The organism is Pseudomonas ovata (genome assembly GCF_003131185.1).
Classification (GTDB): domain Bacteria; phylum Pseudomonadota; class Gammaproteobacteria; order Pseudomonadales; family Pseudomonadaceae; genus Aquipseudomonas; species Aquipseudomonas ovata.
In genome coordinates this window covers 111,927-128,203 of the sequence record NZ_QFFU01000015.1, presented here as the reverse complement: position 1 = coordinate 128,203, position 16,277 = coordinate 111,927, and the positions used below count along the sequence as shown (strand labels likewise).

Sequence of the window (16,277 nt, the reverse complement as noted above, 5' to 3'; positions counted from 1 at the left end):
CCGTTGAGCGTCTCGGTGGTGCGGCTGATGCGCCCATGCTCGAAGGGGTTGCCTGGCGCATTGAGGTAGCTGAAGTGCGTGTAGTGCAGTTGCTGTTCGGTTTCATCATCAAGGTCGAGCTGCACCAGGGTTTCGCTCTCGCGGGTGACGAAGTCGGGCAGCCCGCTGTCTGCCAGGGCGGGCAGGGCCAGGTAGCGATAACGGCTGCACAGCACCGGTGCCGCCGTCGCGGCAGGCGCCGGCGTCACGGTCCTGGACCTTAGGTAACGCACGAAGCCTTCAGGATCCGGCGGGCAGCCGTCCTCGGCGCCGTCGGCCGGGTACCAGGTGCTGGTTTCCAGCACGCCATCGGGCTGGCGCTGGGTCAACAGGTTGCCATGCACGTCGAAGGTGGTTTCCACGGTCTCACTGCGTATGAGGGTCGGATCGTTGGCGAGGCGCCAGCGCGTGGTGACGGTGCGGGGGATCTGGCAGATGCTGGGCTGCTTGTCATAGGCCACGTTTTGCAGCAGGTGATAGGTGGTTTCGGTGCTGTAGACGGCATTGCCCTGAACGGTCGTCTGCAAGGTCTGCAAGTGGAACTGATTGAACGTGCGCTCGATGCGCCGTACCGGCTCGCCTTCGATGTAAAGGCTCTCGACGCTCTGGTACGCATAGTCGCCGATGTATTTGTAGAGGTTGTCCAGCCCGTCGTCGGCCCAGGTAATGTTCAGGCCGGCCCCGAGAAAGTTGGTGTTGCCATGTGACAGCTGATAGCGGTAGCGCACATCCACCGGCGCCTGGCCCGAGCCCGGATCGAGCACATGGCGGGTCACCCGTGGCAACGCAGTGCGCCCGCTGCCTGAAGGGAAAGCATGCCCGGCATCGCCGTTGTCGCCATAGGACACCGATTCATGGGCGCCGGTCGGGGTCTGGACTTTGACGATACACAGGTGGTTACGGATCATCGCGTATTCGAAGCGCCAGGAGGCCTGGTTGTCAGTGGGCAATTCGATGCGCGCGACCCGGCGCGGGGTATCCCTGAGCACCATGACAAAGCGCGCCAGCGGCTCGTCGCTGGCGTAGGGCTGCACGAGCAGGGCCACTTGCGAAGACGTGTGTTCCACGCTCAGCAGGATGTTTCCGTCAGCGTCCTTGATGCTCTTGAGCATCGGGTGGCCGTCATGGGTGGTGTAGACGAGTTCGACCCAGTGCCCGGCCGGTGACTGAATCCTGGCGGGCACGTGCAAGCGGTTCTGGGTGCTGCCCTGCGGCTTGAGCCACTCAACCGTGCCGGATTTATGCACCACCCGGTAGGAGCACTCGGACGGGGTGTCCTTGAGATCATGCAGGTGAAAACTGTCGAGTTTCTGTTCCTTCATCTGCAACCGGTCGCTGCTGCCACTGGTGCCGGTGACCTTGAAGGTTTCACCGGTGCTGAGCGCAATCACGTTATTGCGCGGGTTGTACTGCGTCAGTGCAAGCTCCCAGCCGGTGCCGAAGCCCAGGTCCTGATTGTTGAGCGGGTTGAAGGCCAGCGACAGCTTGACGTCCGGCCCGCGCAGATTGTTGGCGGCCATGTCGGGCAGGTTGATCGACACCGTGTACTGGCCGGTTCGCGGGTCGACGCCGTTGTCGACAAAACCCACGAAGTTGAGCGCATTGGAGTGGACGGAGTTTGATGTGCTCATCGGGTTGCACCTTCCTTGGAGCATAAGGGCCGAAGCCGGAGGCTGGCGACCACCATACCTGCCTGCTATCGGCCTGAAACCTAGCGGATCTGTCAGTACCGGGACGCCGGGACAGGGCGTACAACTGCCAGCATCACTCACTTGAACAGCGGCCGCACGCCGCCAACAGGAGCGCGCCATGGTCTTGCCCATGCCATCAGTCCCGGCCCTGCACCCCGTGGAAAACTGGATCGACCTGGTGCAGTTGGGCACCTCTGACCTGGAGACCTATATCGACCATCCGGACATCGCCGACAGCTCTTTCTGGATCAACTGGCGCGGCTGTGACGCCCAGGGCAACGTCGTCGATGTGTTCGATATCGAATACAGCGTGATTGGCGACCCGGGTCCCGACGGTGTGCAGGTGCTCATCGATAATGCGGACGTTCAGGCGCTGGACCAGGGCTATGTGTTCTATTCCTATCGCATCGAGAGTACGACTATGCCAGGTCAGCAGGGCGAGGAGTCGCTGCGGCGCTTCTTTTATGTGGGCACCCGCGAACGCCAGGGCATTATCCCGGCGTTGGCGGTGGCGCAGTTCAAGCAGTCCCACCAGTTGCAGATCATCCTGGACTGGATCGAGGGGGACGTTGTAGTGGTGGTGCCGCCTTACCGCGCCATGTTCACGGGCGACACGGTGACGCTCACGCTGGATCTGTATTTCATGGGCGATCCATTCGACACGCTGACGCTGCCCAAAGTGCTGGTCCCTGAAGACCTCGGCCAGCCCTTGCAATGGGCGGTGAGCAAAAGCGAGCTGGAGATTATCGAAGGCTCCTTCGTCGACGTCAGTTACAGCATTGCCTACGCCGTGCCCACGACCCCCAGCTTCAGTCCGGTGCAACGCCTGGAGGTGGTGACTCAGGAACCGATCAGTCGCCTGCCGGCCTTGATCATCAAGAATTTCAACGACAGCGCCCTGAACCCCGAAGCCTTCCCTGACGGTGTGCGCTTGCAGGTGCCGTTGTATCAGGACATTCAAGTCTGGGATACGGTGGTGGTGTATGCCGACAGTGTCGCGGTCAGTCGCCAGACCATTGCCCCGTACCAGGGCCAGGTCATCGCCCAGCAAGTGGACATCTCGACCCTCGACAGCCAGGTTCTGGAATTCGTTCTGGGCTACCCATGGCTGCAGGCCAACAATGGTCGGCAGATACAGCTGGGGTACACCTACGCCCGCCTCGACGCCGCAGAAAGTGGCGACGTTCTGGCAGTCATGCTGAGCAAACCGTTGCACCTGCCGACGCCCATCGTCGAGGAAGCCACGGCCGAGGACTCCGGAGAGGGGCCGCCTCGTGGCTATCTGTATGCCGATGATGTCACTGTCGGCGTGCACATCCGGGTACCCGATGAGGCCGAACTGGGGCTTGACGGCCAGGTGCAGATGCATTGGCAGGGGCATGCCGGCACAGGCAGCATCATTGTCACCGAACCGATGCCCAGCCAGCCCAGGCGCTATTTCATCCCCCCCGCTGCCATACCGGCCAACATGGACAAGCGGCTGGAGGTTTTTTATCAAGTGACGACGGCCAGTGGCGAAGGTCCGTTCAAGTCCAGGGCGTTTGACCTGGCCATTCATGCCCCAACTCATGGCTGGCCGGCCATCCAGCTGACCGAACCGCCGAGCCTGGACACGCTCTCGCTGGCGGACGTGCCATCCGGTGGTGCCGTATTTATCCTGGATCGCTGGATGTTCATGGCCGCCGGTCAACGGGTCAGGGTGCGCGTCGACGGGCTGGACCGCGACGATAATCCATTGCGCATTCCGCTGCGCCAGGGCGCTGCGGAGCCGGTGACAGACGCCGAATTCACGGCCGCAAAACTGCAGGTCACCTTTGCGCTGAGCGGCTTGCAGGCACTCAAGCTCCATAACGACTTCGTTGTCCGGGTCGACACCAGCTTCGATGATGGCGACACCTATGTGCTCTTTGTGAGTGCCGTCATCCTGCTGACCCCTTGAGCAGAACCCCTATCGACAAGGAGGTCGATAATGGCCACTCATACCCTCGAAAGCCTGCTGCAGTGGATGCGCGACCCTGACACCAATGTGATGTGGGGCTGGAACATGATTGCCGTCATGGCGCGCAACAAGACCAACCAGATCCTGATGCAGGAGTACCTGGCCCGGTACGACGCCGACAGCTACCTGCCGGCGATTACCGCCGAGGTGGTTGCAGAGGATTCAGGTTTCAAGCAGGTGATTCACGACTACCAGCTCGATGCGCCGCGCCTGTCCTTCACCCATGCCGACCTTGACGACGCCAGAGCGCAATTGGCAATGGCAGTGCTGGGCGGGGTGCAGATCGGTCTGAGAAAAAACCTCGACCTCTGGCATGTGACAAGCATCAGCGAAGCCGATCCGCTGCAAGGCCCCTGGCTGACGCTGGAGCTCAACCTTGAAGAAGTGCCCGGCACCGTGGGCGAAGACAACCGTGTGCGCCTGGATTTGCAACACAGTGACAACTTTCGGTTGACCCTCTCCGGGGATGAATATGAACAGCGCTTGAGCGGTGACGTCTTCAAGGACCTGTTCAATGAACTGTCACCACAGCAACGGGTGTTCGTGCTGGGCAGCATCGAGCCCGGTGGCGCGCAGGGGTTCAGGCCGCAAAGCTTCACTCTGCGCACCCAGAGCGCCGGCGAGCCGGCGGCCGATGCGCGTTCGGCGCAAGATCTGGACGGCGCGCTTCTGGTGTTCGTGCGCATGCAAGGCAGCGATGAGGGCGACCAGGTGGGCGCCTCGTTTCGTTACCTGATTCCCAATGATGCCGATCAGGATTTTTCGGCCACCGTGGTGTTGTCCCGCCGGTGGTTAAGGCCACTGATCGGTGCGGAGAACACGTTGTTCGAGGCTGTTCAGAGCCTGCTCACAGGCAGCCACACCTTCACGCGTCACTATGACAGTGACGGCATCATTCGCTCGGCCGTCGCCCAGGACGGTGAGCTTTATGTTCCTGAATCGGGCTCTACCTTGAGCCCGATGCCATTCATGAGCTTCATGGTCACGACCCATATCTATTGCTCCGGTATCCGGTTGCTGGCAAACAGCGCGCGTCCCTTGTCCATGCAGGCCGACGCACAAGGTCACTTCGATGTCAGCTGGGAAACCTCGGCTGAGGTGGGCTACGTACTGACTTTCGACGTTACCGGTAACAACCCGCCTGACCTGCCCACAAAAGTCTATAAATACCGGTATGACCTTTCGCTCTCGGCACGCTATGAATTTGTCGAAAGCGACAATGATCTGAGCTTCAAGGAGGTGCATTGGGACCTTGATCTGACCTGTACACAGTTGGAGTCCAACGCGTCGGCCACTTCCGAGGGGGCCGAGTGGTTGCTGTTCATATGGAAGGTGCTGCTTGAAGTCGAGAAGGTCGTCAGGCACAAGGTAGAGCCCAAGCTGAAAGACGCACTTCAAGCGTTCGGTATCAATATTCCCATAGGGGCAATGATCAAGGACTGCGTCAAGCTCAATTTCGGCCATGCCATCGAGTCACTCAAGCTGCGCAGACCCAAAGATACCGGTGTGTTCGGGCGCATCAATCCGCTCACCACCACCCTGGTCGTCAGCCCGTCGCAGGTGCTGATGCCGGCCGGCGGCACCCAGCAGTTCCAGGTGACCGGTGCCAGCCAGGGTATCGAATGGTCAGTCCACGAACTGGCCGGTCCTCAGCGGTCTGCCGGCAGTATCAGCCCTCAGGGCCTTTATCGCGCCCCCGCGGCAGACGCTATAGGCGGTCATTTCCAGCGTGTACGGGTGACCGCCAGCGAAGAGGCCAGCGGCAAGCGCAGCTCGGCGTTGGTCACCGTGGTAACCAACGCCCTGACAATCAACCCGCTGTATCAGGAGTGCAGCGTGGGTGACCGGGTCGAGTTACAGGCCGGGCGGCTGGGTGAGGGCAGCCTGCAGTGGTCGATCAAGAGTCCGGTGGCCGGCGAAAGTGGCACTGTGGTTCCGAGCGAACTGCCAGGCGGCGATCACACCTATTGCGCCGTCGATAAAAAGGTTCGCGGCAAACTGTTCGTGCTGGATGAAATCGAGGTGCGCGACACCGTTACCGGGCAGGCGCGTTCGGCGCATGTCCTGGTATTGATGTGGCTGGTAACCCTGTCAATCACGGCGCAGGTTGTCGATGAACAGACCGCACAACTGACGGCACTGACCGATCAGGAACTCGTCGGCCCGGTTGAATGGCAGCTGTGGCTGGGGCCGGGCGCCGTGGATGCCCAGGGAGTGTACCGCGTGAGCGAACCGGGCACCGCCCGCTTTGCCTTGATGTCTGCCAAGGCGCCCATTCCCGATGATGACTATGTCACCGGGTACATCATCGTGCCGCTGCCGCTGAGCGAATTCGCCAGCGCCCTCGACGACGCCCCGCACAGTGCCCGCACCTGATGCCAAGGAGGCAAGCAAATGCCAACCAATACACTCCAAAGCCTGCTGGACTGGATGGCCGGGCCCGAAAGCAATGTGATGTGGGGCTGGGACGCCATCGCGGCGCTCGCCCGCAGTAAGGTCAACCTGCTGCTGGCCGGTGATGCGCAGGCCAGGCTCGACAGCGACAACCCATGGCCGGCGTGCAGCGGTGAGGTCATTGTCAGCGAGAGTCGCGCGAAAAACCTGATGCATGGCATTACGCTGGGTGTGCCGCGCCTGTCGTTCGAAAATGCCACGGTCGACGATAGCCGGGCGCGCCTGAGCGTGCCGGTGATCGGTGGAATACGACTGGATGTGAAAAAAGCCGTGGACCGCTGGCGAGTGACCCGGATCGATGAGTTCGACCCACTGCTAGGGCCGGTGCTGTCTCTGGATCTGCAATTGGCTCAACTGCCGGGTCAGGTTCAGGGGCAAACCTGGCTGGGCCTGGATCTGCGCCTGAGCGACAACCCGCGCCTGGGACTTGAAGGGACCGACGTCGAGCAGCAAAGGGCCGGCGAGTTCTTCAAGGCACTGATCGATCAATGGCCCGAGGACCTGAGCGTGCTACGGCTTGGTGTACTTGACGGGTCGCCTGACCAGCCACTGCCGTTGCAGGCTTACCGCCTGCGCAGTCAGTTGCGCCGCGACCAAAGCCTGGCACCCAGCGCGTCAGCGGATGGCGACGGTGCACTGTTGCTGTTCATGTGCCTGGCTGGCCACGAGGAGGGCGGCAGCGTGGGGGCTTCGTTTCGCTACCTGATCCCGGATGACGAAGGTGCGGATTTTTCAGCCACGCTCTTGTTCGATCAACGGCTCAAGGGCGTTGAGATCGGTCAGCCGGGCACCGTGTCCGAACGCTGCGCCCGGTTGATCGACAGTCGCGATTTCACCGTCGAGTATGGGCAGCAGGGGCAATGGCGTTCAATGCAGGCCAACGCCGGGGTGCTGGCATTCGAGGCCGCCACCCGGACCTTGCCCGGATTCAGCTTCAAGGGCGAAGGCATGACGGCGAGCATCGCCAGTCCGGCATTGGCCTTTGCCGCGAACAGCAGCACGCCGCTGCGTATCGAGCAGCTTGAAGACCAGCAGGTCAGCATTGAATGGGGTTCGAGCAGCACCTTGGGCAGCGCTGTAAGTTTCAGTTCGGCCAGCCGTAACGATTGGCCTGGCGCCATGATCGAAGAAGAGTATTTTTTCCATCTTTCGGCCCTTTACGCGCCCGATGACAATGACCCTGCACGGTTGCAGTTGCGTGCCTGGCATATCGACATCGACGCGCGGCAGCAGCCGATGGCGCCATTGCCAGCCGGTGCGGATATGGAAGCGCTGGCCTGGCAGGCCTTCACCCGGTACGTCGGCCGCCAGATTGTCAGGCTGCTGGGACCGGTAATCAAAGCTTGCCTGGCCGAGGCTCTGAAGACCGGGTTCAGGTGCGAAGCTTCGTTGATGGGCCTGTTCAAGAACACTATGACGCTGGATTTCAGGCAGGCCATTCACACGAATGTAATGGCCATGCCCCGGGATATCGGCGTTTTCGGTCGTGTCGACGCACAGCTCGGCGCGCCGCAAGTCGAGCCGTTACAACCTGTGCTTGTGGCGGGCGGCACCCAGGTATTCAGCTGCCAACCGGCCAGCCAGGAGCTGCAGTGGTCCGTCGCCTCGCTGCAGCCGCCTGACGGCGAGGCCGGCACTATCGACGCCCAGGGGTTGTATCGGGCGCCGACAGCCGCTGCCTTGCAGGGCCGCTTCCAGCGCTTGCGGGTCACCGTCACCGAGGCCGCCGGCGAGCAACGCAGTGATGCCCTGGTGACCGTGGTACGTCAGGGTCTGACGGTCAATCCGGTGGTCGTCGAATGCAACCGGGGCGAGCAAACCTTGTTGCAGGCCGGCGTCCTTGGCGAGGGCGATCTTGAATGGACAATCCTCGACCCGGTCGAGGGGCTCAGTGGTCGTCTGATCCTGCCCGAAGACAGCAATCGCACATGCATCTATCAGGCCACCGACCAGCAGTGCCCGGGTTGCACCTTTGTGCCAGAGCGGATCGAAGTGCGCGACAGCCTGACCGGCGCCACGGCACACCTGCTGGTACTGGTGCTGCTGGCCACTTCGAGCCTGAGCATTGACTGCGTCGAAGATCCAGCTCTGACGCCGGACCAGTTACGCCTGCAAGCGACGCTCAATGGCCAGGTGCTCTCGGGCGTGCAGTGGCGCCTGGCCCTGGGCGGAACGGGCAGTATCGATGCCGAAGGCCTGTACACCTGCGATCCTGACGGGCCACTGCCCTTTGTCCTGGTGCTGGCCAGGGTCGAGGGGGCCGGAATGATCTTCGAGGGGCATCTGATCGTGCCGTTGCCCTTGTCACGATTTTCCGGCGCACTGGCAGCCGTGACCCGGCACCGAGGTTCGACTCGATTGCCAGGAAGGCACGTCATGAGTAGCAACTCAAGGGAAGGCCTGTTGCAGTGGATGGCCACTCCGCAAACCGACGTCATGTGGGGCTGGGACTGCATTGTGGCGATGGCTCGCCATGAGGCTAACCGTTTATTGATGCATGAATACATCGCCCGCTTTGACTCGGGCACTTATCTACCCGTGATCAGGGGTGAGGTGCAAGACGCTGATGGACTCAAGCAGGTCATCCAGGATTTTGTGCTGGACTGGCCGCGCCTGTCGTTCGCGCACGGCGGCCTGATCGACAGCAAGGCACAGTTGACCATGGCCGTGCTGGGCGGGCTGCAATTGACGATGAGCAAGCATGTCGACACCTGGCACGCCGTTACGATCAGTGAAATCGACCCCCTGCAAGGCCTGTGTCTGTTTCTTGACCTTGACCTTGACGAAGTGCCGGGCACGGTCGGTGAAGACGGCAGGGTGATGCTTGATCTGCGTCACAGCGACAACTTCCGCCTCAGTTTCAACCTGGATGAGAACGAACCCGACAAGGTTGGTGAATTTTTCCAGGCGCTGTTCAAGGCGTTGCCCGACGAGCAAAGGATCCTGCTGCTGGGCATGATCGAACCCAACGCCGGTAGCCTGAGCCCGCAGTCGTTCAAACTGCGTACCCAGCGCGTGGCCGAGCCGACTGCAGCAGACCCGGGCGACGGCGCGATCCTGATCTTCATGCGTATGCAAGGCAGCGAGGAGGGCGGGATACCCGGCAACGACTACCGCTTCCTGATTGCCGATGACTCCGAGACTGGCGACTCCGCCACCGTGCTGCTCAGTGAGCAACGCACGCGCGGCCTGCCGGCCGATTACCTGCTCGACAGTTGTGCCATGCTGATTGCCAGCGATGACTTCGACAGGCAGTACGATGCCAGCGGGCAGCTGACTCAGGCACAGGCCAGGAGCGGGGCGCTGCACTTTGATGCCCGCACCGACACGCTGCTGCCGTTCGTGTACGAAGGCCAGTTTCTGCTGGTCACTCTGGAGTCTTCCAGCCTGTCATTCCCGGCGGGCGGCCAGAATCCCTTGACCATCAGGACGCTGGACGAGGGGCGCATCGCAGTCGAGTGGCACACCGAGGCTATGCGCTCCACGACATTCAGGTTCACCAAGGCCCATGGCGGCGAGCAGGTGGCGCCGGACGACATGATCGACCAGCGTTATATCCTTGACCTGTCAGCCGTCTATGGCTACGTCGAGGAGTACGGTCAAAACGTGTTCAAACCGCTCGACTGGACACTGGATGTTGCCCACCAGGACGTCAATGCCGCAGAGCAAATGAACTCTGGAGCCAATCCGGGATGGACATTGGTGGTGGTGTATGTGGTGGCTCAGTTGGTGATGTTATCGCAGCAACTGATCGACCCCTATATCCGCAGCATGCTTTATCGTGATTTCAGGTTTAGCACGCCCGTGCGTGCGTTTCTGAGCAACAGTCTCCAGTGGGTGACAGGAAAAACCATTGAGGTCGACGACTATCACCTGCCCCGCGACACCGTTGCGTTCGGCCATGTCGCTGCACGGCTCAGCGGTTTTACCGTCGAGCCTGCCGAGGTGACCCTCGGTGCCGGTGCCAGCCAGTCCTTCAAGGTCACGCCGGCCATCGAGCCATTGCAATGGTCAATGGCCGGGTTGAACACAGCCAGCACCGACCTGGGCAGCATCGATGCCAACGGCCTCTACCATGCCCCTGCGGCACCAACCCTCGACAGCCGTTGGCTACGACTACGGGTCACGGCCACTGAACCTGACAGTGGCCAGCAGCATTCGGCCCTGGTGACGGTGGTACGCGAAGCGCTGACGGTCAACCCCTTGATCCAGCAGTGCGCCAAAGGCGAACAAGTGACCCTGTATGCCGGCTGCCTGGACGATGGCCCTCTTGAATGGTCGATCCTCGACCCCGTCGACGGGCAGAGCGGCAGCCTGATCCCCGATGAGCAAGGTCTGCGTTGTACCTATAAAGCCATCGAACAGGAGGTGTCGGGCAGCGCGTATGTGCTCGAGCGAATCCAGGTACGCGACAGCCTGAGCGGCGCCAGTCAGGTCGTGTGGGTGCTGGTGATCCTCGTCCCGCCCAGCCTGAGTATCGCGCTACTGGCCGATGCCGCCTTGCCGCCCGGTCAGGTACGGCTGCAAGCCCGGCTGGACAGCTATTTTCCCGAGGGGGTGGACTGGCACCTGGCACTGGACGGGCCGGGCAGTATCGACAACGACGGCGTCTACACCAGCGACCCTGCAGCCTTGCAGCGTTTCGTACTGGTGCAGGCTCGGCTTGAGGCGATGGGCATGGTGCTCGAAGGGCATCTGACCCTGCCTCTGCCGCTTCAGCAATTCCCGGATCAACTGGCCGCCATGATCCGGCACTAGCGCTTACCACCATTGCCAGGGAGGCAATATCATGACGAACAACTCTATCGAGAGCCTATTGGCCTGGATGAGCGAGGGCACCCGCACCTATGAGTGGGATGCCATCATTGCCTTGTCCGGCGACGGTGTGAACCAGGGCCTGCAGCAGCAATATGCCCGACGCCTGAGCGAGGGTGAGTCCTGGCGACTGCCGGACGCCGTGGTACCGATACCCGGAACCCACGTGACTCATTACTTCCATGATGTGCAGGTCGGCCCGCCGTGTTTCACCTTTGCACAAGCCGGCCTGGACCGCTCGGATACATCCTTGCGCCTGCCCGTCCTCGGTGGCGTGGGTTTCAGGGTCGCGAACGTGGCCGGTATCAAGGAAATCACTCGTGTCGCAGCCTTCGATCCGCTCAACGGCCCGCAATTGCGCATGGACATGCAGCTCGCCAGTCAAACCAGTGGCGTAGGACTGGACCTGGCCCAGGGTGAAGACGTTGTGCTGGATTTCAGTCCTGCACCTGCCGAGCAGCGCGCGGCGGGTGACGTGTTCAAGGCCTGGCTTCAAGGGCAGGACAGCGCCCGGCGCAGTTGGCCGGTGGCCCGGTTGCCCGAAGCGGACAACCCCTTCATGACCTGCAGGCAGATCAGCTTGCGCACCCAGGCGCGCCCTGGACAAACGCAGGCGTTGCCTCACGCAGACCAAGACGGCGCGCTGTTGCTGTTTGCGCGTATGGAGCACGGCATTGCCGGTGGATACCCCGGTCAGGATTCGGACTTCCGCTACCTGATCCCAGACGATGAACAGCAGCGCTGTGCCGTGACCACTCTCTTGTCTTCTCACTTGCTGCACCGTGCGGCATTGGGCGAAGCCATGTCGCAACTGGCCGACGACGTCGAGTTCGAGTACCAGGCTGCCGATTCGTCCCACCAGGGCCGCATGATTGCCCGTCAGGGACACCTGCAAGTGCCCGCCAGTGCCTGGCACAACAACGGCCAGGAATTCGAGTGCGATGCGTTCACGCTCCAGGCGGCAGACGGCGCAGGAGGATTGCGTGCCGAGTTCAATCGTACCGTGGCAGTACAAACCTTGCGGGCGCCTTGCACGGTGACCATACGCCACCGGCCCGAGGGCAGCAGTGAGGACTGGCAGAGCAGCACCGGAACCTTCAACGTTCATATCGAGTACGAGTTTTATCTGTCCGAGGAGCCTGATGAGTCCGCAGGCATGCTTGGCAATCTGTTCGCGCCCCTGCGCCATGTTGGCGAGACGTCGCGAGTGTCCGGGCTGGAGAATACCGACCCGGTGGTCCTGACAAAGGTCGAAGGCTTTTTGGCCTATGTCGTCAAGCAGGCCCTGTTGGGGCGCTTTGCGCGCACGCTGAACATCGCGGCGTCGCAGCGCTTTATCGACACGTTTCAAACCGCAGGCGGGCAGGCCCTGCAGCCTGTGCGCCGTGCGCTGCCTCATGACCATGCCGCCTTCAACGCGCTGGGCACGGCCGGGCAAGACTGGCAGTTCGTCGAACAACAACCCCGGGTGGCTGCCGGCGAAAGTCTGATGTTGCAGACCGAGCCGCCACGCAGCGGGCTCAGTTGGCGCGTGGATACGCTTGCGGGCAGCAACGGCGATCCGGGCACTATCGATCAGCAAGGGCTGTACCAGGCACCGCTGGCCGAGGCCATGGCCAGTCCGGCCAGCCAGGTGCTGGTCACGGCCAGCGAGCCGTCTTCAGGCGCCACCAGCACGGTCTTGCTGACCGTGTTCAGGCAGCCGCTGGCCATCGATCCATTGATTCAGGTGTGCAGCGCTGGCGAGCGCGTATCGTTCAGCGGCCTGGGGTTGCAGGACGGTGACCTGACATGGTCGCTGGTCAATCCGGTGCCGGACGAAAGCGGAAGCCTGGAGCCCGACCAGGCATCTGCAGGTGCCTGCGCCTATCAGGCGGGCGCGCAATTGGCCGACCGCAACCATGTGATCGATGAAGTGCAGGTGCTCAACGCCAGCACCGGTCATGCACGCTCGGCCTGGGTACTGGTACGCCATCAGCTGCCATTGATCTTCATCGAGCCCGAAGCGATGCCGGGCGATGCGGTTGATCAATTGCAGCTGTACGCCTACAGCGCCTCCACCGGCAACCCGGTCAACGCTGTCTGGAGCCTGCCGCTGCAAGGGCCGGGGTCGATTGATGAAAACGGCCTTTACCACGCCGATCCAACCGCCAGCGAAGCATTCGTGCTGGTGGTTGCCACCCGCGATTCGGCCAGCAACCCAAGCCAGGCGTACCTCATCCTGCCGCTGCCCTTGCAGCATTTTCCGGCATTGATCGATTCCCTGAGCCGGCGGACCAGGCCTTGACCCGGGTCAGGCCAGTGCCTACAAAATTTAGCGAGTGATACCGTCATGTCCTACACATTGAAAGAACTTGAACAGATCATCGAAGCCGAGGGCGAGATCAACCAGGGCTGGGGCGCCGTTGCCGTCCTCAGCCGAACCGTGCTTAACCAGGTGCTCCAGCAACAGTTTATCCAGAATTATGCAGTGGCCGAACACGTGACGGTCGACACCGAGCTGACGCTGAGCGGCGGCGACGGGCTGGTCGCCCGGTTACATGACATCCAGCTGGGCCCGCCGCTGTTATCCTTCGAAACCGCCTCGCTGACCGATTCGCAGGCCACGCTGACAATGAGCTTCGAGAGCGGGCGCTTCAGCATACGTCGCGTATCGACCAGTGCGCCGCCCCTTGTGCACACCCTCTATAGCGTGGCCGGGCAAGGGTTCAAGCTGGTGATGACCATTGACCTGCACCAGGTGATCGGTGAAGTTGATCGCCAGGGGCGGGTCACGCTCGATGTAGGCGATGCCATCGAATACACCTGTAACCTTGCCGGTCGCGACGAAGCGGTCAACCGGCAATTGGCTGACCTGTTCAAGCGACACTTCGCCAGCCTGCAACCGCTGCGCAGAACGCTTAACCTGGCCATGCTGGAGCTGTGGAGGCTAGGCCCTCTGACGGTGCAGAGCTTTCGCATCCTGACTCAGGCCGCTCCGGGTGCCCGTGTCAAGGGCGCCAATAATTATGGTGACGGTGTTGTATTGCTGCTGATGCGCTTGCAGGCCGATGTGGGTGAGGGCACCTTTCCAGTGTCGTCTGACTTCCCTTACCTGATCCCCAGTGATACTGACTGGGATGACCAGGGCGGGTTGACCGCATCGCTGCTCATACACAGGTACCATTTCAGCCTGTACCCCACAGAGATCAGAGAGATGCTGATCCCCAGCCTGCGGTTTTCCCATGGAGGTTTTTTCCAGCCGCTCGTGGAGATTCCGAAGACAGACGATTTGCTCAATGAACACTGCTACTTCGGCCGGATCGAATCGCCTCTGATCAAGACTCGCCTGGAACCGGCATTTGTCACCGTTCAGGCCGGTGGTCGTGTGGATTTCACTCTTTATGGCCCCTCGGGGGCTGTGGTGCCGGCCAGCGAATGGCATGCAGTGAGCTTTGAAGGTCGCTTGCCTGTCAACCACGGCACCATCTCCAACGGCCGTTACCAGGCCGTGTCGCGCGCGGAGATGGGCCATGAGTTGCTGCATGTACTGGTGACTGCCGACTATGAAGTGGATAACTATGTCTACAGCACCTCTGCGCTGGTCACGGTGGTCTATGACAACCTGGCGGCGACACCGCAAGTCGGCTCTTACAGTGGCGCCTTGCTGGACCAGCCGATCGGCATGACCGGCTTTGACGCCAGCGGTGCGGACCTGCACTGGTCGTTGCGCGGTAACGCGCATGGCCGGGTGACCCAGCTTGGCGCCAATACCGCAGTGTTCGATGCGGCCGCGCATGTACGGCGCAAAAGCTTGCTGGGCCAGCAGGTCGACGTGCAAGGCGGCGCGACCACAGCCTCGACGCTGATGTTCGCCAGCGGCCAGCTCCTGCTGGCGACCGAGCCCTACCACGTTTCAAAGGTGCCCAGCGCGTCAACGGTGCAATTGCATTCCGACGCGGATGTGCTGGCAGGCTTGCCCAGGCGCTGGCGGGTCATTGGCGGGCGCGGCAATGTCGATGCCAACGGCTTGTTCACAGCACCCGACGATAGCAGCACGCTCGCAAGCGTGGTGCAGTGCGAAGTGGTCCACAACGACGTGGTGTTTGCCAACGGCTACAGCGTGATCGAACTGTATGACCAGGTGGATGAGCCTGCCTGGGAGGAACTCGTTCGCTTCGAAGTCAAGGTTGTAGGCGCTGTGGATCCGGCACACGGATCATTGCTTGCCAATGGCTACCAGCAGTTGCAGATTCTGGTCATCGTGGAAACCGCATTAGTCGATGACAAGCCGGTTCCCTTGAGCATGCAGGAGCTCAATACGATGAAACTGGTCGATACCATCTCCCATCAGGAGCTGCAACCTATCCTTGAGCTCAAGGAAGAGGACGATGGCATTCCTGAGGACGACCCTGAGCTCTGGCGTGTGCGTGATAAACCTAACCGCTTTGAACTTGCCAGCCCGTCAGGCCTGGCCCCGCCGATACTGCCGGCCAATAATGCGTCGACCAGGACCAGGACGTTTTATCTGCACACCCGTGCCCCGGCTAATCAAGCCTCCAGCTTCTATGCCAAATTCAAGGCCTCCGCTACCGAAAAAGAGTGGGATTCGTTAGAGCGCAGCAACGGTACTGTCGAGATCATCCCTGCCAGGGTCCCGGTTCCGGCGGCATCGGAATACGAGTTCAAGCGCGAGCGCGTGGCCGGTGGAAGGGGCGATGGCAGCAACCCCGATGATGATTTCCATTTGCATCTGCGCACGATTGATTACTGGACCCTTAAATATCACGATCGCTCGGGCGGGTGGGTAAGGTTTGTGAGAATGGAGGTGGTGAGTCCGACTCAGTATGCAGGCAGTTACATACCGACTGCATTGATCGCCTGGGAAAGTGAGGCTGCCTGGGAAACCATGTTCAGTTGGACAGGGCTCCAGTTCCAGGACCCTGTACATCCAGCGGGAGGTGTAAATATCAGGATTGATCCTGTTCTGACGGAAAGTATTTTTGGTGACTCCGTTACCGAGGACTTACCGGAAAACCTTCCGGACCCGGAACCAGGTGCCCTGGTCATCAGTTTGCACCGCACCGACGATGTTGCCTATAAGGACCCTAAAGATCCTGAACGTTGGAAATTCCACGACCATATGAATTTCCTGCTTCGGGATGAACTCGGCAATCCCCATAAGCTCAGGATCGCGTTCGGTGCGCTCGGCAGCGCGGGTCGTCGCAACGAGCTGATATTGACTAACCGATAAGCTGATTCACTTGCGCGCAGGACAAGGACATCGATAAAGGCGCGCC

General features: G+C 61.3%; 5 protein-coding genes and 1 pseudogene. 5 read left to right on the top strand and 1 reads right to left on the bottom strand.

What is annotated here, in order from left to right:
• A pseudogene (locus DGA31_RS19300) lies at window positions 1-1,670 on the bottom strand (sugar-binding protein); the annotation flags it as partial.
• A 178-nt stretch (window positions 1,671-1,848) separates the two neighbouring features.
• On the opposite strand from DGA31_RS19300, the gene DGA31_RS19295 reads away from it, so the two are divergent.
• The 5 genes from DGA31_RS19295 to DGA31_RS19275 are packed head-to-tail and all read left to right on the top strand — an operon-like array spanning window position 1,849 to window position 16,231.
• Window positions 1,849-3,669, top strand: a complete 1,821-nt coding sequence (locus DGA31_RS19295; RefSeq protein ID WP_109513639.1) for a hypothetical protein — start codon at window positions 1,849-1,851, stop codon at window positions 3,667-3,669.
• Window positions 3,670-3,699: 30 nt separating this feature from the next.
• Window positions 3,700-6,105: a hypothetical protein gene (locus DGA31_RS19290; protein WP_109513638.1), complete on the top strand. Its 2,406-nt coding sequence runs from the start codon at window positions 3,700-3,702 to the stop codon at window positions 6,103-6,105.
• A gap of 18 nt (window positions 6,106-6,123) precedes the next feature.
• Window positions 6,124-10,941 carry a hypothetical protein gene (locus tag DGA31_RS19285; protein WP_109513637.1) on the top strand — a complete coding sequence of 1,606 codons (4,818 nt, stop codon included), beginning with the start codon at window positions 6,124-6,126 and terminating at the stop codon, window positions 10,939-10,941.
• A gap of 31 nt (window positions 10,942-10,972) precedes the next feature.
• Window positions 10,973-13,285 (top strand): hypothetical protein, encoded by a 2,313-nt coding sequence (locus DGA31_RS19280; protein WP_152035060.1) that lies wholly within the window; start codon window positions 10,973-10,975, stop codon window positions 13,283-13,285.
• Window positions 13,286-13,330: 45 nt separating this feature from the next.
• Window positions 13,331-16,231 (top strand): hypothetical protein, encoded by a 2,901-nt coding sequence (locus DGA31_RS19275; RefSeq protein WP_109513635.1) that lies wholly within the window; start codon window positions 13,331-13,333, stop codon window positions 16,229-16,231.
• Window positions 16,232-16,277: the final 46 nt, after the last annotated feature.